Origin of the sequence: Trinickia sp. (assembly GCF_035492435.1) — a bacterium.
In the GTDB taxonomy this organism is placed as follows: Bacteria; Pseudomonadota; Gammaproteobacteria; order Burkholderiales; family Burkholderiaceae; genus Trinickia.
The window spans coordinates 1-20,583 of record NZ_DATJJF010000105.1 but is presented as its reverse complement, the minus strand read 5'-3'; the positions used below and the strand labels follow the sequence as shown (position 1 = coordinate 20,583).

Below are 20,583 nucleotides of genomic sequence, written 5' to 3'. Positions count from 1 at the left end.
CCGATGAGATCGACCCGATCGGCCTCGGTACCGAGCGCTGCCGTCGCTTCGAAGTAGCTGCGCCACGCGCGCTGTGCCCGTGTCAGCACGATCCGCGACTGCGCCGGCAGCTTGGTCCGCAGCCTGCGCGCATAACGGTTCATGTCGAACTGGGCATGTTCGCACGAAGCATCGGCCGTGCAAGGCCGCACATTCGGCGCGGTTCCGCGCTGAGTGGGAGCCGGTGCGCTAGCGGATGTCGATGCCTGCGGCCGATACTGCGCTGCAATCCGCCTCAGTTGCAAGGCGCGATCACGCACGGGCTGCAACAGCACGTTGGCCTGTGAGATGACATCGGGCGAGCCCTTTGCCACGAAGACCGCTCGCACAAGCAACGCTTCCTGCGTGCGCCAGGCGAGCCAGCGCCGATGACTCTCCTGCCAGCCGCGCCGTGCCGCGTCGGGTGCGTGCGCCGCGATCGAACTGAGCGCGGCGTCGATGGCCATGTTCCACGCATCGCGCGCCGTATCCATGCACTGCGCCTGCCCCTGCGGCGACGAGCGATCGGCACGCGCAAGGCAACTGCGCATCGACGTGTCGATCGGATCCGCAGCCGCGGCTTCAGCGTGCGCCAACGGCGACAGAACAACGCCGCTCATCAGCGCTACGCTCATGCTGAACGCCAGCACCCAGCGGCTCAAGACCTTCGCGCCGCATTTCATCATCAGACCCGCACGCAGTCGACGAAATACTCGACACGCCCATTCACCAACTCCGCAACCAGCCCGTGGATATCGGTCGAAAAACCGGGAAAGCGCTCGTTGAACTCACGCGCAAACCGCAGATAGTTGACGATCGTCTTGTTGAACCGCTCGCCGGGGATCAAAAGCGGAATGCCCGGCGGATAGGGCGTGAGCAGCACACTCGTCACGCGGCCCTCGAGCTCATCAATCGGCACGCGATCGATCTCGCGGTGCGCGAGCTTCGCAAACGCATCCGAAGGCTTCAACGCCGGCTCCATGTTCGACAGGTACATCTCGGTCGTGAACCGCGCGATGTCATTGGCGCGGTAAACACTGTGGATGGCCTGGCACAGATCGGCCAGCCCCATGCGCTCATACGCCGGATGCTGCGCGACGAATTCGGGCAACACACGCCACAGCGGCTGGTTGTTGTCGTAGTCGTCCTTGAATTGTTGCAACTCGGTCACCATCGAGTTCCACCGGCCCTTCGTGATGCCGATCGTGAACATGATGAAGAACGAGTAAAGCCCTGTCTTCTCGACGATGATGCCGTGCTCGGCCAGATACTTCGTCACAATCGCGGCCGGGATCCCCGTTTCGCCGAAATCGCCGGCAACGCCGAGCCCCGGCGTCACGATCGTCGCCTTGATCGGGTCGAGCATGTTGAAACCTTCCGCGAGCGGCCCAAAGCCGTGCCACGGATCATTGGTGCGCAGCACCCAGTCCTCGCGCGAGCCGATACCTTCGTCGGCCAAGGCATCGGGGCCCCAAACCTGGAAGAACCAATCATCGCCGTACTCGGCGTCGACTTTGCGCATGGCACGCCGGAAATCGAGCGCTTCGGCGATCGACTCCTCAACGAGCGCGGTGCCGCCCGGCGGCTCCATCATCGCAGCAGCCACATCGCACGAGGCGATGATCGCGTACTGCGGGCTCGTCGACGTATGCATGAGATACGCTTCGTTGAAGCGGTGCCGATCGAAGGCGCCATCCGCCGAATCCTGCACGACGATCTGCGAGGCTTGGGAAATGCCGGCGAGCAGCTTGTGTGTCGAATGCGTCGCGAACACGAGCGCCCTCGTGCGCGGGCGCCCTGCGCCAATGGCGTGCATGTCCTTGTAGAACGGATGGAACTCCGCATGCGGCAGCCACGCCTCGTCGAAATGGAGCGTATCGAGAAAATCGCCCAGCAATTCCTTGATCATCTCGACGTTGTAGACGACGCCGTCATACGTGCTTTGCGTAATCGTCAGGATGCGCGGCTTGAGCTGCGGGTTCTTTTCAAGCGCCTCACGAGCGAACGGATTAGCCTCGATTTTCTTGCGGATGTTCTCGGGCTTGAACTCATCGAGCGGAATCGGACCGATGATGCCGAAATTGTTGCGCGTAGGCGTAAGGAAGACGGGGATCGCGCCCGTCATCGTGATCGCGTGCAGAATCGACTTGTGACAGTTGCGGTCGACGACGACGATGTCGCCCGGCGCTACCGTGGCGTGCCAAACGATCTTGTTCGAAGTCGACGTGCCGTTCGTCACGAAGAAAAGGTGATCCGCGCTGAAGATCCGCGCCGCGTTGCGCTCGGACGCCGCCACGGGGCCGATGTGATCGAGCAGCTGGCCTAGTTCGTCGACGGCATTGCAGACGTCAGCCCGCAGCATGTTCTCGCCGAAGAACTGATGGAACATTTGCCCGAGCGGGCTTTTCAGGAAGGCGACGCCGCCCGAATGGCCGGGACAGTGCCACGAATACGAGCCTTCGTCGGCGTACTTGACGAGTTCCTTGAAGAACGGCGGCGACAGCGAATCGAGGTAGACCTTGGCCTCGCGCACGATATGACGCGCAACGAACTCGGGCGTGTCCTCGAACATGTGAATGAATCCGTGCAGCTCACGCAGGATGTCGTTCGGCAGGTGGCGCGAGGTGCGCGTCTCGCCATACAGAAAAATAGGAATGTCGGCGTTGCGTCGCCGCACTTCCTGGACGAAAGCGCGCAACTCGATGATGGCCGTCGCCAGCTCGGGCAGCTCACCGTCGTGGCCCGTTTCACCGAGCATCAGTTCGTCGTCGTCGAGCGACAGAATGAAGCACGAAGCACGGCTCGACTGCTGCGCAAACGACGTCAGATCGCCGTAGCTCGTCAGCCCCAGCACCTCGACGCCCTCCCCCTGAATCGCCTCCGCGAGGGCCCGGATACCGGAACCCGAGATGTTCTCGGAGCGAAAGTCTTCGTCGATGATGACGACAGGGAAACGAAACTTCATTGACGAATCTCCAAAAGCAAGGACCGCTGGCCCGGTTTGAAGCTCCGTGCCGAGCGGTCGCTCGAAAAACCCACAGTTTCCTGGTGCTAGCGTTAAGGCGTGATGACGGCCGTCACGTCTTGGGCAGCGTGACCCCGTGCTGCCCCTGATACTTGCCGCCGCGGTCCGCATAAGACACTTCGCACACCTCGTCGCTTTCAAAAAAGAGCACCTGCGCAACGCCTTCGTTCGCGTAGATTTTCGCCGGTAGCGGAGTCGTGTTCGAGAACTCGAGCGTGACGTAGCCCTCCCACTCAGGCTCGAACGGCGTAACGTTCACGATGATGCCGCAACGCGCATACGTCGATTTGCCCAGGCAGACAGTCAGCACGGTGCGCGGAATGCGGAAATATTCCACCGTGCGCGCGAGTGCGAACGAGTTCGGCGGAATGATGCAAACGTCGCCTTTGAAGTCGACAAACGATTTCTCGTCGAAGTTTTTGGGGTCGACGATCGTCGAGTTGATGTTCGTGAAGATCTTGAACTCGTCGGCGCAGCGAATATCGTACCCGTAGCTCGACGTGCCGAAGCTCACGATCCTGCGTCCGTCGTCCGACGTGCGCACTTGGTCGCTCACGAACGGCTCGATCATGTTGTGCTCTTCGGCCATGCGCCGAATCCACTTGTCCGATTTGATGCTCATAAATTGACGTTGGCTACTTTTTTCGTTCGTGCGCCGCGAACTATTGCCGTATGGTGCCGCACGACAGCGCCGCGCCAGCGCTGTGATCGGGAAAGGCCGGATCGCTCGGCTCGCGATGGATCAACACCGAGCGGCCGATCACGGAGCGCACGCCGTCGAGCGAGAGGTCTGGCGCGACGATGAAGCCCGTCGCGACGCCTGTCGCGTCCGCATGAATGTTGCCGAGATCGCCTTCGACGCGCACGCCCGAGCGCAGCCTGGAGGCGGCCGGCGCAAACACCGCGCCGGCACTCGAGCCGTCGGCTGCATTGCAATCGCCCCGCTCGTGCACTTGCAGCGCGTGGTCACTGTTCGGCGGCAAGCCGACGAGGTTGTAGGTCACCTGCACGCCGTCGTCACGCTCGACCAGCGCGACGGTGCCGTGCGCCGTGTTGCCGACGGTCGGAAGCAGTTGCGCATTCGCGCGCTTTTCTGGGGGGGCGAAAAAAGCGGTGCAGCCGCCAAGCCCCGCGCCCGTCAAGCCTAGCAGGCTGACGCAAGCGAGGACGCTCATTATGCGTGCGCACCGCCCGCCGGTTCGTTGACTCATGCGATCCTCAATGCCGACCGTACCCCCTCGTCTCATAAAGGGGCCGGAATCCCGGACTTAAGCGAAGGCGACATAATACCGCGATGCGCGCGGCGCGCGGCAGCACCATCTGCCGGCCGGCGAATTGAGCGAGGCGCTCGCGCGCCCCGCGCCCACGTTTTACGTGTTCTGGACGACGATGTTCGGGAACTTGGAAGTCATATCGCGTGCGCGCTCGGCGACGTGAATCGCCACCTTGCGCGCAATTTCGCGATACATCACGGAGACGCGCCCGTCCGGATCGGCGGCGACGGTCGGCTTTCCACTGTCGGCCTGCTCGCGGATCGACATGTCGAGCGGCAGGCTCCCCAGCATCTCCACACCGTAGTCACGCGACATGCGCTCGGCGCCGCCCACGCCAAAAATAGGCTCGGCATGTCCGCAGTTCGAGCAGATGTGGATGCTCATGTTCTCGACGATGCCGAGAATCGGCACGCCCACCTTCTCGAACATCTTGAGGCCCTTCTTGGCGTCGATGAGCGCGATGTCCTGCGGCGTCGTGACGATGACAGCCCCCGTCACCGGCACCCGCTGCGCAAGCGTGAGCTGAATGTCGCCCGTGCCCGGCGGCATGTCCACAATCAAATAATCGAGGTCCTGCCAGTTCGTCTGCCGCAGCAGCTGCTCCAGCGCCGACGTCACCATGGGCCCGCGCCAGACCATCGGATTGTCCTCTTCGATGAGGAAGCCGATCGAATTGGCCTGCAAACCATGGCCAATCAGCGGATTCATCGACTTGTCGTCAGGCGACTCGGGCCGGCCGTGGATGCCGAGCATCGTCGGCACTGACGGCCCGTAAATGTCGGCGTCGAGCAGCCCGACTGACGCGCCTTCTGCCGCCAGTGCCAGCGCCAGATTGACGGCCGTGGTGCTCTTGCCGACGCCGCCCTTACCGGAGGCGACGGCGATGATGTTCTTGACGTTCGGCAGCAGCTTCACGCCCCGCTGCACGGTGTGCGCCACGATCGACTGCGAGATCGCAATCTCCGCGCGTTCCACACCGGGCACTTTCAGCAGTTCGCCCTCGATAAGCGCGGAGAGCGCATCGAACTGGCTCTTCGCCGGATAGCCGAGGACGACTTCGGCGCGGACCGTCGCACCGTCGACAACGACGTTCCTCACGCCTTTCGCTGCCGCGAACGGACGGCCCGTATTGGGGTCCGTGACGGCCGCAAATGCGGCGTCCACCAAGGCCCGATCAATGCTCATTGAGACGACTCCAGAAGGGAAACGGCTTGCGGCGAGATGTCAGCACGGCCGCCTTGGTCAACGCGTCGGCGGCCCTGCCCGCTCACCGGAAGCGGGAAAGTAAAAGGGATCTGCTGCTCGCCGATGCCAAAAGACCGTACCGAAAGGCACGTTCGCCCCCTCAAAACTGTGGGGCCGCATCGGACTGCACAGACGCTATTGTAGTAGCTCGCGGCTTTGTCGTCGGAAGACACTGCGCGCGGCGCGGCTTATGGCGAAATCGGGAGGGCGCGCGCGTCCGGCGCATCGCCGCGAAAGCATGTTGCAAAGAGCAAGTCCGCCGTTCCAAGACGATTTCAACAAGGACCGACAAAATGCATGCAAAAACCATGACTCGTATGGGTGCTTTAGCCGTAGCTGCGGCGATCGTTGCCGGGTGCGCCACACAGCAAGGGACGAATACCGCAGCCGGCGCAGGCGTCGGCGGTGTCGCGGGCGCGCTGATTGGCGATCTCGTCGGCGGTAAGCAGGGAGCCGAGATCGGAGCTCTCTCGGGCGCAGCAACGGGCGCTACAGCGGGCCACTTCTGGCAGGACATCAGCAGCTCGCTGTTTGGTAGCGATTCGGCCAGTAATCCCGGCGTGCAAGCTAGTCAGCAAACCGACGGCTCGCTCAGATTGAACCTTCCCAGCGACCTCTCATTCTCAAAGGGCAGCGCTGCCCTCAAACCGTCGGCAGGCGCTTTCCTCGATAAGATCGGGCAACAGCTAATGCAAAACCCCGGTATCACTGCACAGGTCAACGGCTATACCGACAACACGGGCAGCCGAGCGCTTAACCAGACGCTTTCGCAGAAGCGCGCCTCCGCAGTGGCCAAATACCTGGCTGGTTACCTGAATGGTCACGGTGTTTCGCCGGCCGGCCGAATTTCCGCACAAGGTTTTGGCGAAGACAAATCGATTGCAAGCAACGATACCGACTTCGGCCGCAAGGAGAACCGACGCGTCGAGATCATTCTGCATGCGCCGCAGCAGTCGGCCCAGCAGGCCCAGCAGCAAGGCTCCCGGTAACTCGCATCAACAAGTCAGTCGGTGCGCACGCACGCAACTATGCCGGCACACCCTCGGCGCTTGTCTCGCTTGCCCTGACCTCGCGTCAGGAAGCGCCGGGGGGCCGAATAGCAAGCCAACTTCATGGGTAAACTCGGCCCTGAAAGACGAGGCTTGTCGGGCATCGGGTCAGCTAGTCGCCAAGCCGGATTGCCCCGCAGCTTGCATTACCTTCTGCACGTAGGTCTGGTCGCCGGTGCCAGCGGGCGTGGAGTTCAGGTTGTTGAGGTCGACGCCGTTCGGGCCAGAGTTGTACGCGCGTAGCGCGGCTTCAATGTTGCCGCCAAACTGTTTGTCGAGTGCCTCCATGTACTTCGCACCGGCCATGATGGTGTCAGCTGGGTTCGAAATATCACCGCCGCCGTATTCCTTGAACTCGTTGGGGCCGAGCTGCATTAGGCCCCCGCCGGGGGTGCTCGCTATCCCCTTGGATTCCTGCCAGATTTGCCCCGCAAATAATGCCGGGAGGTATGCCGGTGACTTGCGAGGCCGCCATGATCTGACTTTTGTACGTGGTTGCGACTTGCGACGGTGTCATGTCGCCGCCAGATGACGGCGGCGCCGTCGTGGTCAACCTTACCCCGCCGGGCGAGCCCGCGCCGACGCCACCAACGGGGATGCCCAATCCGCCGCCGGACGAACCTCCGTTCGTTTGACTCATTATCTGCAGCAAATCCTTGAGCAATTCCTGGATAAGCTGCTGGAATTGATCATTGTCCACGCCGCCCCCACTGCCATTCTCAGGCACATAAGAGAACGTGGCCCCGGAAACGGCCGTCGTAAACTTGTTTCTTCTCCGTTGTCGGATGACGTTTGTGTCTCGTTGCGAGGGATGACTTCAAAACGCGTTATTGCATGATTAAACATATCTCGGACAGGCGCCAAGCGGGTGCGGGCAACACGAAGCTTCCGGCGAATTGGCGAAGCATTCAGTGGGCAGGTTGTGAAATTCGACTGCGGACAAGGCACTCCCAAGCGCTTTAATGCGACTCAAGATGCATGACTGGACGCGCGAAAGGGAGAGGGACGAAGTTCGGAGGGGTAACGGGACGAATCCAACGCGGCAAATCCGCGACGGGAAACAAGTCGAAAAAATTTCGAACTTGCGGGCAAATCGGCTGTCACTACATTCGGTGCGTGGCTGGCCTTAGCCGCTGCGTCACCATTCTCCTCTTGTCGTTGTTGCTCCGGGGCAGACGCCCCGGTTTTTTTTGCCCGCGTTTGCCCGCAGCCGGCGAGACTCGCCGCATCGGCAAAACCATCACGCGAGGGAAGCCGCCTCGCCCGCACGCGCGCCCTCGATGGTTAGCCATCCAGCCCAGCTCCCCGCCCGCCATTTGCCGCCTGGCGCCTGTTAAAATCGGCCCTTTCCCCATTGCTCCGGCAGTCGCCCCGAAACTCTGATGACTTCTCCCGCCACTGCTCCCGTCGCCGACACCGGCGCGCTGTCCACCGAAGCCAGCGCGTCCACGCTGAATCCGGTCCCGCGCCATGCGCGCCGGATCCTCGTCACCTCTGCGCTGCCCTACGCCAACGGTCAGATCCACCTTGGCCACATGGTCGAACATGTCCAGACCGATATCTGGGTGCGCGCGCTGCGGATGCACGGCCACGAGGTCTATTACGTCTGCGCTGACGACGCCCATGGCACCCCCATCATGCTGAGTGCCGAAAAAGAGGGCATCGCGCCGAAGGCATTGATCGAGCGGGTCTGGCGCGAACACACGCGCGATTTCGACAGCTTCCACATCTCCTACGACAATTATTATTCGACCGATTCCGACGAAAACCGCGAGCTGTCGGCGTCGATCTACCTGGCGTTGAAGGAAGCGGGGTTCATCGATACACGCGAGATCGAGCAGGCCTACGACCCGGTCAAGGAAATGTTTTTGCCGGATCGCTTCATCAAGGGCGAATGTCCGAAATGCGGCGCGAAAGATCAGTACGGTGACAGCTGTGAAGTGTGCGGCTCCACCTACCAGCCTACCGAGCTCGCCAACCCGTATTCGGTCGTATCAGGCGCCGCGCCCGTGCGTCGCAGCTCGACGCACCACTTCTTCCGACTCTCCGATCCGCGCTGTGAAACCTTCCTGCGCGGCTGGGTGGGCGGACTGGCGCAGCCGGAAGCCACGAACAAGATGCGCGAATGGCTCGGCGAGTCGGGCGAGGCCAAACTTGCCGACTGGGATATTTCGCGCGACGCGCCCTATTTCGGCTTCGAGATTCCGGGTGCGCCCGGCAAGTACTTCTATGTCTGGCTCGATGCGCCGGTCGGCTACTACGCGAGCTTCAAGCATCTCGCTGCGCGCCTTGGGCTCGATTTCGAAAGCTGGGTCGGCAAAGAGTCCGATGCCGAGCAATACCATTTCATCGGCAAGGACATCCTTTACTTCCACACGCTCTTTTGGCCGGCCATGCTCGAGTTCTCAGGCCACCGCACGCCTACGAACGTGTTCGCGCACGGCTTTTTGACGGTCGACGGCGCGAAGATGTCCAAGTCGCGTGGCACGTTCATTACGGCGCGCAGCTATATCGAAACGGGTTTGAATCCCGAATGGCTGCGGTACTACTTTGCGGCGAAGCTGAACGCGACGATGGAAGACATCGACCTCAACTTCGACGATTTCCAAGCGCGCGTGAATAGCGACATCGTCGGCAAGTACGTCAATATCGCCAGCCGCGCCGCAGGGTTCTTGCTCAAGCGTTTCGACGGCCGAGTAGAGGACGGCGCGATGCGCCATCCACTGCTCGACACGCTACGTACAGCGCTGCCGCAAATCGCCGCGCACTACGAGGCGCGTGAGTACGGTCGGGCGATGCGCCAGACGATGGAGCTTGCCGACGCCGTCAACGTGTATGTCGATGCGGCGAAGCCATGGGATCAAGCCAAGGATCCTGCCAACGCCGCCGCACTGCATGAGACGGTGAGCGTCAGCATCGAGGCGTTCCGACTGCTTTCGATTGCGCTCAAGCCTGTGATGCCTGCCCTGGCCGAGAACGTCGAGGCGTTCCTCGGCGTGGCACCACTCACCTGGGCCGATGCCGAGCGGCCGCTCTCATCGGCTCACCCGATCAACGCGTACAAGCACCTCATGACGCGCGTGGACCCAAAGCAAATCGAGGCACTCGTTGCAGCGAACCGCCAAAGCCTGCTGCCGTCCGAGCAGGCACAGGCGGCCGGCAGCGCCAAGGCTGGGGCCAGTGCGCCCGCGGCGGCAGGTAAGCGCGAAAAATCGGCGCAAGCGAGCGACGCGAGCGACAACACGGTCATCAGCATCGACGATTTCGCGAAAGTCGATCTGCGGGTCGCGCTCATCGTCGATTGCAAGGCCGTGGACGGATCGGACAAGCTGCTGCAGCTCACGCTTGATATCGGCGAAGAGAAAACGCGCAACGTGTTCTCGGGCATCAAATCGGCTTATCGGCCTGAAGATCTGGTCGGCAAGCTAACGGTGATGGTCGCCAACCTCGCCCCGCGCAAGATGAAGTTCGGACTCTCCGAAGGCATGGTGCTCGCAGCATCGGCAGCCGACGAAAAGGCCGAGCCCGGGCTTTATATCCTCGAGCCGCATAGCGGCGCCAAACCCGGCATGCGCGTACGCTGATTGATGGGCATAGCCACTGAGCACCGTTTCCGGTGCTCAGTGGGCAGCATTGACCGCCCGCCCCATGTCGCTTTTATCGTATCCGCTTTCCTAGCCGCGCCACGATCAGCACCAAGCCTAAAAGCTGTCGAAACGGCGGATGAAGCTGATGTCCACGCCCTGGAACGTCCCGCCGTAGACCAAGATGGACCAGAATCGCGATAGATTGATCGTCGCCTTGAAGGCATTGTTCGACGACTCCAAGCCCTGCTCATAGCCGAGCACGAGCCGCTCTGTGATCGCCTTTGAGATCAACACGACCTGGGGATCCGTCAAGCCGACGTCGCTTCGCCCCACCGAGAACTCATCCAGTCCGATTGTCTGCGCAACGCGCTTGCCCGTTGCACTGCCGAGCAACGCGAGCGCCGTCGTCATCGTGCTTTGCTGGCCCGGGTTGATGCCTTGATCGGTGCCGTGGCCAAACAGCAGCCACGAAAGCTTCTCGTCATCGGAAACGTTCGGCTCCGAGACCAGCTTCGCCACCGGGGCGTTCACGGTTCCCGTCACCTGCACGCCGGCTTCCACGTCCTGATTGCGCCGCATCGCGAGAATGTTGATGCCGGGATTGGTCGCAGGACCATTGAACGTGAAGTAGCCGTTTTCGATCGCGAGCTTGCGGCCAAACGTCGTGTAGGTCGAGCCCTCGGTGACGCGCACATTGCCGTTTGCCATCAAGCGCTTACCCGGCGCCGTAAGCACCGTCACTGTGCCGAGCAGCCCCAGGTCCGCTCCCCGGCCGTGAAAACGGAATTTCTCGCCAAGGTCGATCTCGATGTCGGTACGCGGCGCAAAGCGGCTGGCAGGTCGATCCGCCGCCTCTTGCTGCGGGGGTGTCTCGCGCACGAAGCCGTTGTCGCGCACGATGACGACATCGTCGGAGAGGCTCGGCGCGGGCTGCTCGGGCATGTCGAACAGGGCTTGGTCTACGCGGAACTTGCCGTTGATGTCGAGGCCGCCCGCCTCGCCGGCATTGGCCACCGTGGCGCTCCCCGACAGCGAGAGACGGCGATCGGGAGCCGCGAACAGTTCGAGCTTGTCGGCAACGATTTGTGCCGTGAGATCCGGCTCGGCACGATCGAGCCGGATCTGGCCCTTCGCACGCAGTGTGCCATCGCCGCCATGGAATTCGACGTGCTGAAAGTCGACGAGATTGTCCGACAACGCCACGCGGACGACGCCATCTTTCAATTGCAGGCCTTGGTCCACGAGCGTTGCGGAAAGGCTATCGCCCGTGAGCGAGCCCGAAACGGCCGGGCTTGCCATCGTGCCGGCGACGGCCACCTTCAGCGCGAGGCTTCCTTCAAGCAGATAGCGCGGGCCCAAAAGAGCCCCCGTCGTCGTCAGAGAGGGCACGTCGGCGCTCAACGCGCCGGCAAGTGGCGCATCGGCCGCCACGCCCAGCAAGCCACCCCGCGAGGCGTCGGGCGTGAGCGGCACACCCACGTTCGCGTCGGCCGTGCCGACGCGGTTCGCCTCGGCGTGAAGTTTTGCCGCGAGCCGCTTCCCGCCTTCGACTGAAGCACTCCCACCGAACGCCGTGATGCCGAGCGGCACGAAACTGCCCTGTCCGGCATCGACCGAAATGTCGCCGCTCACGCGATTGAATTGCAGAGAGCCGCTCGCCATGCGGGCCAGCTCGAAATTCCAGTCACCCGCCAAGACGAGATCGCTTCTGACGGGCAATGGTGTGCCCGTCAGCGCCTCGCGCAGCGTCAGCAGGCGGCCGAGCGATAAGTTCGTCGCCGTGCCCCCCGAGCGCAATGCGCCGTGATCGTAGGCAAACGATTTCAGGTCGAGCTGTGCCCCTTCGAGCAGGACCTGCGTCGCGCCGAGTGTCAGGGATTCGCGTGCGGCCTTTATGACGAGCGGTGTCTTGAGCGCCAGTGCCGGCATGCCGCGGTTTTCGAGGCGCGTGACAGTGCCCTCCCAGCGCGGGCCGGCCGGTGTGTCGGCGAGGCCGCCCGTCGCGGCAAGCGTCAGGTCGATGGGCCGGCCATGGATCGCTCCCTTGCCGCTCAAGTCGAAACTGTGCTTCGCGCGCGTTCCGCTCACTCGCGCCGATACAGTCGCGAGATCGGCCAAGCTCGTATGCAGATCACGGACCTCCGTCGTGAACTCGATCGCACCGGTCGCACCCGCGTGCATCGACGCGCGGCCGGAGGCGGAGCCGACGCGCATCGCGCCCAATGCGACGCCTTGCGCGGAATAGGACAACGTCACCTCCGGTTGAGCGAGTGAGCCCGTCAAATCGCCGTCGGCAACAATCTTGCCGGCCAGGCCGTAGCCCAAGCGATCGAGCTGCGGCGCGGCAAGATGAAACCGCAGCCGGTCGCCCCGCGCGCCAAAGCTGCCATGCAATTCGACGTCGTTGCCCGCGATCGATAGCACCGCGTCGCTCGGCAACAGCCGGGCGCCCGCCACTTGGAGCCTGCCCGAACCGCTCAGTGGGTAGCCGCCATAGACGCTGTTGCCAAGCGTGAAACGCAGTAGGGTCGTAAATTCCGGCGCAAACGCGCCCGCTACCGCAAGCGTCCCAGACACTCGAGCCTCTTGCAGCGCCACCCCTTGAAATCCTTTCGCCGGCGACGTTTTTGGAGGTGCCATCAGCAAGCGCGGATCAAAATCGGTCAACGCCGCGTGCACGTCGTAAGTTCGTCGTGCGTCGCGTGCGAACGTGCCGTTTAGCTCGATGCGCCCCGCCCCCGCACGTACTTGCACGCCTTGTAAGGCGATTCTGGCTCGGTCCGATGTGATCGATGCGCGCGCGCCGAGACCTGCACGCTTATCGGCCAGATCGAATTGGACCGTTTGACTGTCACCCTCGAGCGACATGACGATGGGGCCGTCGAACGCCGTGGGCCGGATGTAGGGGGTTAAGGTGCTCACATCAAGGCCCGTCGCTTGGAGATTGATGCGGCCGTGCTCCCGGGCGAGCGTGCCGCCTCCGGAGAGGATCGCATCGTGCACCAGCCGCAATCGCAGGTCATCGATGTGCGCTTCGCGTGCGTCGAGCCGAATCCGGGCATGCCCATCGACGAGGGGCAGCAACTTCGCTTCGAGCGTGCCGGCCTTCGCATTGACGATCGATACGGTCCCCGCGACAACGAGCGGCTCGCCCATCGGGGCCGACACAGGCGCGAGTTGCGCCTTGAGTGCAAGGTCGGCAGACGGCGCACCCGCACTGAACGCTTGCGGATTGACGTGATCGAACGAAAGCATTGCGCGCTTCAGTGGCACAGCCGCAAACGGCGTGGCCTCGACGTGCGCGCTGCCAGCGAGTTTGAAGCCGCTGGCCTCGAGCTCGGCCGTGAGCGATTCAAGCGTGCCCGACATGCGCATGCGCACGTGCACGGGCTCGTCGGCAACCTTCCCGCCATACGTTGCGTCACCGGCCAAGGCGAACGGCCTCGCACCGTCGAGCGACAGGTGCGCAGTGACGGCGCCATACGGCGTGTCCAGGCTGTCGAGCACCAGCGTATGGTGCCGGCCGTCACTGCGTGCGTGCAGCCGCAGATGATTGAATTCGGTAGCACCGGTGCCGGCAGCGTCATGCACGCGCAGCGTATCGATCGCGAGCGACTGGACGCGCAGTTGCAGCGGCAGTTGAAGACTTGTCGGCAGCTTGAGCGGCGCATGCGCGGTCTGCGACGGCGCTAGCCGCGCGTCGATCGTACCCGCGTGCAATTCGTCGATCGTCAAACGCAATGGCGAAAGTGTGAGCGCCCACCGCCCGGCGATGCGGTCGATATGGATGTCGGTTCCGGCGGGTGCGCCGGATTCCGCAGCGGCTTGCGTCCGTGATGCGGAAGCAGCGCTGGCCCCAGCGGCAGCGGACGCGCCAGCCGTCGTCGAGCCGCCTGCCGCAGCGGAGAGGCTCGCCGTGACAGGGCCGCCCACGCCAACGGATGCGCCGGCCGGAGCAGGACTGCCGGCGGGACCTCCACTGACTGGGACCGGAGCGCTACTGGCTGTTGCAGGAGGGCCGCTGGCTGTGGCAGGAGATCTGCCTGCTCGGGCAAGTCCACTTGCCGCAAGTGGACCATCCGCTGTGGCGGAGCCGTCCGATGTTGTGGCCGGTCGGCCGGAATTGGCCGTGTTGCCTCGCCAACGCACGTCGACAACCTCGACGCCGGTCGCGAATGTGCCGCTCACCCATGTCCCCGACAGTCGCCCATCCGAGAGCGCCACCGCCGCACGCCAAACGAGGTGTGTGCCGCGCTCGGTCGTCAGCGCGCCGTAGGCGGCAAGTACCGCGACGATGATGAGAAGCAGCGAGGCGCTTGCTGTCCAGCCGATGACGCGCAGCACGCGGCGCCAAAGCTTGCGCGGCGGCACCGACGGACCCTTCGGCCCTTCCCCTGTCGGTCCTGTCGGTCCTGTTGGTCCTGTCGGTCCGGCCGACCCCGTTGTCGGCCCGCTCGACAGCGGCGCGCGGTCATCGGACGGTGGGAGCGGCGAATGGTTGCTCATGCTCGGCCCGTCCTTTAAAAAGCGATGCCGAGCGTTAGATAAGGCCGCACGGCCTTGTCTTTCACTCCGTATGCGAGATCGACGTTAACCGGCCCGACAGGGCTGCGCCAGCGCACCCCAACGCCATAGCCCGGAAAGAATGTCCTCTCGTTCCACGTATCGGTCGCTGTGCCGATGTCGTAAAAGACGGCCGCGCCCCAGTCGCGCGAGAACCAATGCTGATATTCCGCCGATGCGGTGATGAGATACTTCGTAGGCAATACCGATCCGTCGACGTTATTGCCGATGCTCTGAAAGGCGTAACCTCGTACGGAGTTGGACCCGCCAGCGCGAAAGAGCAGCGACGCCGGAACACCACTGGAACTGCCGCTCGTGAAGACGCCACCGAACTCCGCCCGAAAAACCACCAAATCGCGCCTGCCGATCGGCACGAACTTCTGGCCGCGCGTGTAGACGCGTGCGAACGTTTGATCGGCAAGCACTCCTTTGATGGCAAATCCCGCTTCGACATGCAGCACAGTGCCTGAACGTGGAAAAAGCAAATCGTCAACATCGCGCCTCGTCCACGACCATTGAGGCACGAGCGCACGGCTCGTCGTCGGCCCCACCGCATTTTGGTCGAGCCGATCGTTGTAATACTGGATCGAATAGCTGTAATCGATGAACTGTGCCGTGCGCCTGCGCTGTACACCCGCGCGGGCGCTATAGATGCGCGTGCCGGACACGTCGGTGTTCGTGTACGAGGCCAGTACGCTGTTGACCCAGCCGCGCTCGCCGGGCGGCATTGAAAGCTCGAGCTGTCCGTACTGCTGAATCTGATCGAGCCGCCCTTGCACCGAAAAAGGCCAAGCCGCGCCAAACGTATTCAGATACGTGTACGCACCCTGGATGTGCGCACCTGTGTCGGTCGCATACCCGACTCCGCCGCGTACGCTGTGGAACTGATATTCGCTCACCTTGACGTGGATCGGCGTTTCGTTGGGCCGGGACGCATCGTTGTCGAGATCGATCGCAACGCTCGCGTAGTACGGCGTATTCTGCAATTGGCGCTGCAACTCGCTGACGCGCTCGACGCTATACGGCTCGCCGATGGAAAGCGGATTGACGTTCGTGACGATCCAGCCGGGATAACGACGCACGCCCGATACGTCGAGTGGCCCCAGCGTGAACGTCGGGCCACTCGCAAAGGTGACCGAAAGCGCCGCCGTCTTTCGTCGCGGATCGATACGCACCTCCGAGCGGACGATGCTCGCGCCGAGGTAGCGCTGCGCCTGCAGCGCTTTCAGGGCCGCGCCCTTGGCGTCGTTCCAGCCCGTTTGCGTGAACGGATCCCCCACATGCAGCGAGAACGCGAAGCGGGCAGCGTTCTCGCGCGCGGGCGCCTCCGTGGTCACCGGCCCGTCGAACATGAGATCGATCGACGAAACCATCGTACGCGGCCCCGCGTCGACGTGGATGGTGACGTCCCGTTTGCCTTCAACGGTACGTACGTCCGTGCGCACGACGGGTGAGAAGTAGCCGTCGGTCGCAACGAGATCGCGCACCTGCTGCGGCGTCGCGGTGAGAAGAAACTCGAACTGATCGTCGGTGATGTCGTCCCGCTTGGCAAAGCGCGCGAGATCGAGATGCTGCTGGAGCAGCCTGCGAACCGGACGCGGCGCCTCGATGCGGATGTCGTACTTCGCGGCAGCGGGAACGGCGAGCGTCAGCAGCAGCCCGCCCATGGCAGCGCAAAACCATTCGCGCGTGCGGCGCACGCACGGCGGCAGCGGTGGTGCCTGCCCGACGAGGGTGCAAGCAGGCGGCAAGTCGATCGCTTCTCCCGGCAAACGGGACCTCCCGGCAACGTTGATTGGCGACTGACGCTTGCACGCTTTCGGCCAATGGCGCGGCCGCGGCCCAACACGCGGTGCCGTATTCCCGGCAAGCAAACCGGCGAGCGCGTTCATTTCACCACAACCAATCGCGCCACGGATGCAACAATGCCGGCTGCGGGCATACAGAGGCGTGCGCGGGCGCACAGGCAGTCGCACAGGCGAGAAGCGCGCGGCCAAGGCGTTGCGCGCCGTCGTGAAAGCTTCGACGACGGGGCCCACGCGATGTTCCTCCCCGATGCGCATGCGCTAGAATCGCGAATTGTCGGCGGCCTCGCGAAAGTCGCCGTGTCGGCCCAATTATGAACATCCGTTGCGCAATCGGCTTCTTCTGCCCCTACTTTTGAGACCGTAGAACCATGTATGAGTCGGACATTACGAAGTTTCTCAGTGAATTGAAGCAGCAGCGGCCGACGCTCGAAGAGGAGCAGCGGCGTGGCCGTGCCCTCTTGTGGGACAAAGAGCCGGTCGATATGGATGAACGCACGCGCCAGCAGGCTTCTCGCGTTGGGCAGACGCCTTACGTCTACTACCAGAACTTCGGAGCGTGAGCACTGCCGATGAGGCCGCTCGCTCGCTCGCATCGCAAGCGGCGCTGAGCGCGCCAGCCACCGATACGACGCCCGACACCGTCGACGGCGTGGCGTTCGCTCGCCTTTACGGCGAGCCGCTCTTCAAGGTGCCGCAGGACCTGTATATCCCGCCGGACGCGCTCGAGGTGTTTCTGGAGACGTTCGAGGGCCCACTCGATTTGCTGCTTTATCTGATCCGCAAGCAGAACTTCAACGTCCTCGACATTCCGATGGCCGATGTCACGGCGCAATACCTCGGCTATGTCGAGGAATTGCGGAAGACGAACCTGGAGCTGGCCTCAGAATATCTGCTGATGGCGGCGATGCTGATCGAGATCAAATCGCGCATGCTGCTGCCGATCAAGCGGGTCGACTCGGGCGATGAGCCCGAGGATCCGCGCGCCGAGCTCGTGCGACGGCTGCTCGAGTACGAGCGCATGAAGCTTGCGGCGCAGCGGATCGACCAGCTGCCTCAGCTTGGACGCGATTTCCTGCGCGCGCAAGTCTATATCGAGCAGAGCATTGCGCCGCGTCTTGTGGACGTGTCGGCCGATGATCTGCGCGCCGCTTGGGCCGACGTCCTCAAACGCGCCAAGCTCGTTGCGCACCACAAGATCTCGCGCGAGGAGCTATCGGTTCGCGAGCACATGAGTCTGATCCTGCGGCGGCTACAGAACGTGCGTTTCATGGAGTTCTCGGAGCTCTTCGATGTATCGCGAGGCGTGCCTGTCGTCGTCGTCAACTTCATCGCCATGCTCGAGCTGTCGCGCGAATCGCTGATCGAGATCACGCAGGCCGAACCGTTCGCGCCGATTTATGTGCGGCTCGCCTATTTGCCTGCATAAGCGTGCTGACACATTCCATGCAGCCAGCGCCCGTGCGCCGGCGCCTCTCGATGCCCCTGCGACTGAACAAATCCACTACAATCTGCGCGCTTCGAAAACCGCTCGCGCGAAACGCGCTTGAGACCAGTCCAACATGAAAGTCATCAGCTCCATCCAGGAATTGCGCGATCAAATGCGCGGCCAGAACCGGACGGCCTTCGTGCCGACGATGGGCAACCTTCACGAAGGGCACCTATCGCTGATGCGGCTTGCGCGCCAGCACGGGGACCCCGTCGTCGCGAGCATCTTCGTCAATCGTCTGCAGTTTGGCCCTGCCGAGGACTTCGACAAGTACCCTCGCACCCTTGAGGCCGACATCGAGAAGCTCGAAAAGGAAAACGTCTACGTGCTCTTTGCGCCGACCGAGCGCGACTTGTATCCCGAGCCGCAGGAGTACCGCGTGCAACCGCCGCAAAACCTCGGTGACATCCTCGAAGGCGAATTCCGTCCCGGCTTTTTTGCAGGCGTCTGCACGGTCGTCATGAAGCTGATGGCCTGCGTACAGCCGCGCGTGGCCGTCTTTGGCAAGAAGGACTACCAGCAGCTCATGATCGTGCGGCAGATGTGCCACCAGTTTGCGCTGCAGACCGACATCATCGCCGCCGAGACGGTACGCGACGCCGACGGCCTTGCGCTCAGTTCGCGCAACCGCTACTTGAGCGATGTCGAGCGGCAGCAGGCGCCTCTCTTGGCAGCGACGCTCGCAAGCGTGCGCGAAGCGGTGCTCGCCGGCGAGCGTGATTTCGGCAAGCTGGAGCGCGATGCGCTGGAAAACCTCGCCGCGCACGGCTGGAAACCCGACTACGTGGCGATTCGCAAGCGTTCGACGCTGCTCGCACCAGCGGCTCACGAGGCCGAGGCGCCGCTCGTCGTGGTCGCCGCAGCCAAGCTCGGCGCCACACGTCTCATCGACAATTTGGAGATTTAAGGCGAACGCGCGAGGGATTGACCGCGCTATTTGCCTTGGAGGAAACGACCATGCAGCGTCACATGCTCAAATCGAAGATTCACCGTGCTGTCGTCACGCACTGCGAACTTCACTACGAAGGTTCCTGCGCGATCGACGAGGACTTGCTCGAGGCCGCGAACATCGTCGAAAACGAGCGCATCGATATCTGGAACGTCAACAACGGCGAGCGCTTCTCGACGTATGCCATTCGCGGTCAGCGCGGCAGCGGGATGATTTCGCTGAACGGCTCGGCCGCGCGCCGTGCCCAACTGGGCGACCTCGTCATCATCGCCGCATTCGCGATGGTGGACGACGCTGAACTCAAGGCTGGCTGGGAGCCGAAGCTTGTGTTCGTCGACGAGCACAACAAGCAGAAAGGTCTGCGCGGACACGTGCCGGTGCAGAGCTGGACCTGACGTGTTGGCCGGCCTCGCTGTGGCCGGCGCTGCTTGGTCCGCGTGAGGCGCTGTGGCTTGCGGTAAGCGGCCTACGCTTGTAGGCCTGCCCAGGCTGTGAGTAGGCCGTCTGCGTTGCGCCTGTCGGCTAGGGGGCAAGCGTTCTTTCGGGGCGTTGGCAGCTATGAAGGCTGGCTACGCTCAGCGCGCTGACTTAGTCACCCAAGAGACGATCGGCTCCCACTGCTCGAGATCCTTTTCGACTCGACTCTTCGCCACGTCCCAGAGCGTCAGGCCATGGGCGGCCAGCTGCACGTAGTTTTGCGTATCGCGTAAATAGCCCAGCACTGGCAATTCGAGGCTTTCGACGAAACGATGCAGCTGCTCGGTCGAGCGCGTGCGTGCGTCCACGCGCATACCGACGACGCCGATTTCGATCGCCCCCTTGCGCACGGCCTTCTCCTTCGCCAGGCGCTCGAGAAATTGCTGGGTGGCCAGAATGTCGAACATCGACGGCTGCAGCGGCACGATCACCTTGTCAGCGAGCGAAATCGCGGCGGCCAGGCGCGAGCCGTGAATGCCAGCCGGCGTATCGACAACCGTACGATCGAGCCCTTTTGGCGGCTTGCCGGGCGCATCGGGATCGACGTTCCAACTCTCGATCATCGGCAGCCCATACGGCCGCAAGGTCAGCCAGGCATGCGCGGACTGCTGCTTGTCGAGATCCGCCAACGCCACCCATTCGCCACTCGCGGCAAAACAGCCCGCCAAGTTGGTCGATAACGTGCTCTTGCCGACCCCGCCCTTGGGGTTGGCCACTACGATCACCGTCATGAACACTCCCGCGTAAAAGGCCGCCCCGCGGCCGGTGTGCCCGCGTCGCTCACGCAAGGATGACGCATCGTGCTGACGAATGATATCGGTAAAACCGCCCGCTGCTCAAACTTGCGGTCGCAGTAAACGGTTTCACTCTCAGCAGAGGGGGCCGAAGGCGAGGGTCACAGAGGGCGGTTGCGAACCTCTAGCACCTCTATCCACCGCAAAAAGGGACATGCCTACTTTGCGTTGACAAACCTTGGCGGTCGCAACGGTACAATCGCGCGATGAAAACCATGCCGGATGTCACCTTCGTGCTCGGCGGCGCACGTTCGGGCAAAAGCCTTTACGCCGAGCGTCTCGCGCACGAGAGCGCAAGGCCTGTCACG

The 20,583-nt window shown here is 63.0% G+C and carries 16 protein-coding genes; 7 read left to right on the top strand and 9 right to left on the bottom strand.

Going from position 1 to position 20,583, the window contains the following annotated elements; genetic code table 11:
- The 5 genes from VL598_RS07935 to apbC form a co-directional block, all read right to left on the bottom strand.
- A partial coding sequence (locus VL598_RS07935; protein ID WP_325326152.1) for a lysozyme inhibitor LprI family protein occupies window positions 1-653 on the bottom strand: 653 nt, incomplete at its 3' end.
- Window positions 654-703: 50 nt separating this feature from the next.
- On the bottom strand, window positions 704-2,983 hold the full coding sequence (locus VL598_RS07930) for an arginine/lysine/ornithine decarboxylase (RefSeq protein ID WP_325326151.1): 2,280 nt from the start codon (window positions 2,981-2,983) through the stop codon (window positions 704-706).
- A gap of 112 nt (window positions 2,984-3,095) precedes the next feature.
- Window positions 3,096-3,665, bottom strand: coding sequence for a dCTP deaminase (gene dcd, locus VL598_RS07925; RefSeq protein ID WP_325326150.1), 570 nt, complete (start codon window positions 3,663-3,665; stop codon window positions 3,096-3,098).
- A gap of 40 nt (window positions 3,666-3,705) precedes the next feature.
- On the bottom strand, window positions 3,706-4,254 hold the full coding sequence (locus tag VL598_RS07920; RefSeq protein ID WP_414718678.1) for a superoxide dismutase family protein: 549 nt from the start codon (window positions 4,252-4,254) through the stop codon (window positions 3,706-3,708).
- A 159-nt stretch (window positions 4,255-4,413) separates the two neighbouring features.
- On the bottom strand, window positions 4,414-5,502 hold the full coding sequence (apbC, locus tag VL598_RS07915; protein ID WP_325326149.1) for an iron-sulfur cluster carrier protein ApbC: 1,089 nt from the start codon (window positions 5,500-5,502) through the stop codon (window positions 4,414-4,416).
- 353 nt (window positions 5,503-5,855) lie between these two features.
- Between apbC and VL598_RS07910 the strand changes: the two genes are divergently transcribed.
- Window positions 5,856-6,551 carry an OmpA family protein gene (locus tag VL598_RS07910; RefSeq protein WP_325326148.1) on the top strand — a complete coding sequence of 232 codons (696 nt, stop codon included), beginning with the start codon at window positions 5,856-5,858 and terminating at the stop codon, window positions 6,549-6,551.
- 168 nt (window positions 6,552-6,719) lie between these two features.
- Here the strand turns inward: VL598_RS07910 and VL598_RS07905 are convergent, their stop codons facing one another.
- Window positions 6,720-7,034, bottom strand: coding sequence for a lytic transglycosylase domain-containing protein (locus tag VL598_RS07905; protein WP_325326155.1), 315 nt, complete (start codon window positions 7,032-7,034; stop codon window positions 6,720-6,722).
- Between the two features lie 959 nt (window positions 7,035-7,993).
- Here VL598_RS07905 and metG point away from each other — a divergent pair.
- A complete protein-coding gene (gene metG / locus VL598_RS07900; RefSeq protein WP_325326147.1) occupies window positions 7,994-10,195 on the top strand; it encodes a methionine--tRNA ligase in 2,202 nt (733 codons plus the stop codon).
- A gap of 117 nt (window positions 10,196-10,312) precedes the next feature.
- On the opposite strand, the gene VL598_RS07895 is transcribed toward metG, so the two are convergent.
- Together VL598_RS07895 and VL598_RS07890 are read right to left on the bottom strand one after the other, a co-directional pair.
- Window positions 10,313-14,704: a translocation/assembly module TamB domain-containing protein gene (locus VL598_RS07895; RefSeq protein WP_325326146.1), complete on the bottom strand. Its 4,392-nt coding sequence runs from the start codon at window positions 14,702-14,704 to the stop codon at window positions 10,313-10,315.
- 14 nt (window positions 14,705-14,718) lie between these two features.
- Entirely contained in the window at window positions 14,719-16,428 is a 1,710-nt protein-coding gene (locus VL598_RS07890; RefSeq protein ID WP_325326154.1) for an autotransporter assembly complex family protein, read from the bottom strand.
- Window positions 16,429-16,937: 509 nt separating this feature from the next.
- Between VL598_RS07890 and VL598_RS07885 the strand changes: the two genes are divergently transcribed.
- From VL598_RS07885 to panD, 4 genes are all read left to right on the top strand, one after another.
- Window positions 16,938-17,129 (top strand): DUF3460 family protein, encoded by a 192-nt coding sequence (locus VL598_RS07885; RefSeq protein WP_325326145.1) that lies wholly within the window; start codon window positions 16,938-16,940, stop codon window positions 17,127-17,129.
- Complete coding sequence (locus VL598_RS07880) at window positions 17,126-17,995, top strand: ScpA family protein (RefSeq protein ID WP_325326144.1); 870 nt, start codon at window positions 17,126-17,128, stop codon at window positions 17,993-17,995. Before VL598_RS07885 ends, VL598_RS07880 begins: the two co-directional genes overlap by 4 nt.
- A 133-nt stretch (window positions 17,996-18,128) precedes the next feature.
- Entirely contained in the window at window positions 18,129-18,962 is an 834-nt protein-coding gene (gene panC / locus VL598_RS07875; RefSeq protein ID WP_325326143.1) for a pantoate--beta-alanine ligase, read from the top strand.
- Window positions 18,963-19,012: 50 nt separating this feature from the next.
- Window positions 19,013-19,399 carry an aspartate 1-decarboxylase gene (gene panD, locus VL598_RS07870; protein ID WP_325326142.1) on the top strand — a complete coding sequence of 129 codons (387 nt, stop codon included), beginning with the start codon at window positions 19,013-19,015 and terminating at the stop codon, window positions 19,397-19,399.
- 180 nt (window positions 19,400-19,579) lie between these two features.
- On the opposite strand, the gene VL598_RS07865 is transcribed toward panD, so the two are convergent.
- Window positions 19,580-20,212, bottom strand: coding sequence for a ParA family protein (locus VL598_RS07865; protein ID WP_325326141.1), 633 nt, complete (start codon window positions 20,210-20,212; stop codon window positions 19,580-19,582).
- Window positions 20,213-20,481: 269 nt separating this feature from the next.
- Here VL598_RS07865 and VL598_RS07860 point away from each other — a divergent pair.
- Window positions 20,482-20,583: bifunctional adenosylcobinamide kinase/adenosylcobinamide-phosphate guanylyltransferase (locus VL598_RS07860; protein ID WP_325326153.1), on the top strand; the 102-nt coding region annotated here is incomplete at its 3' end.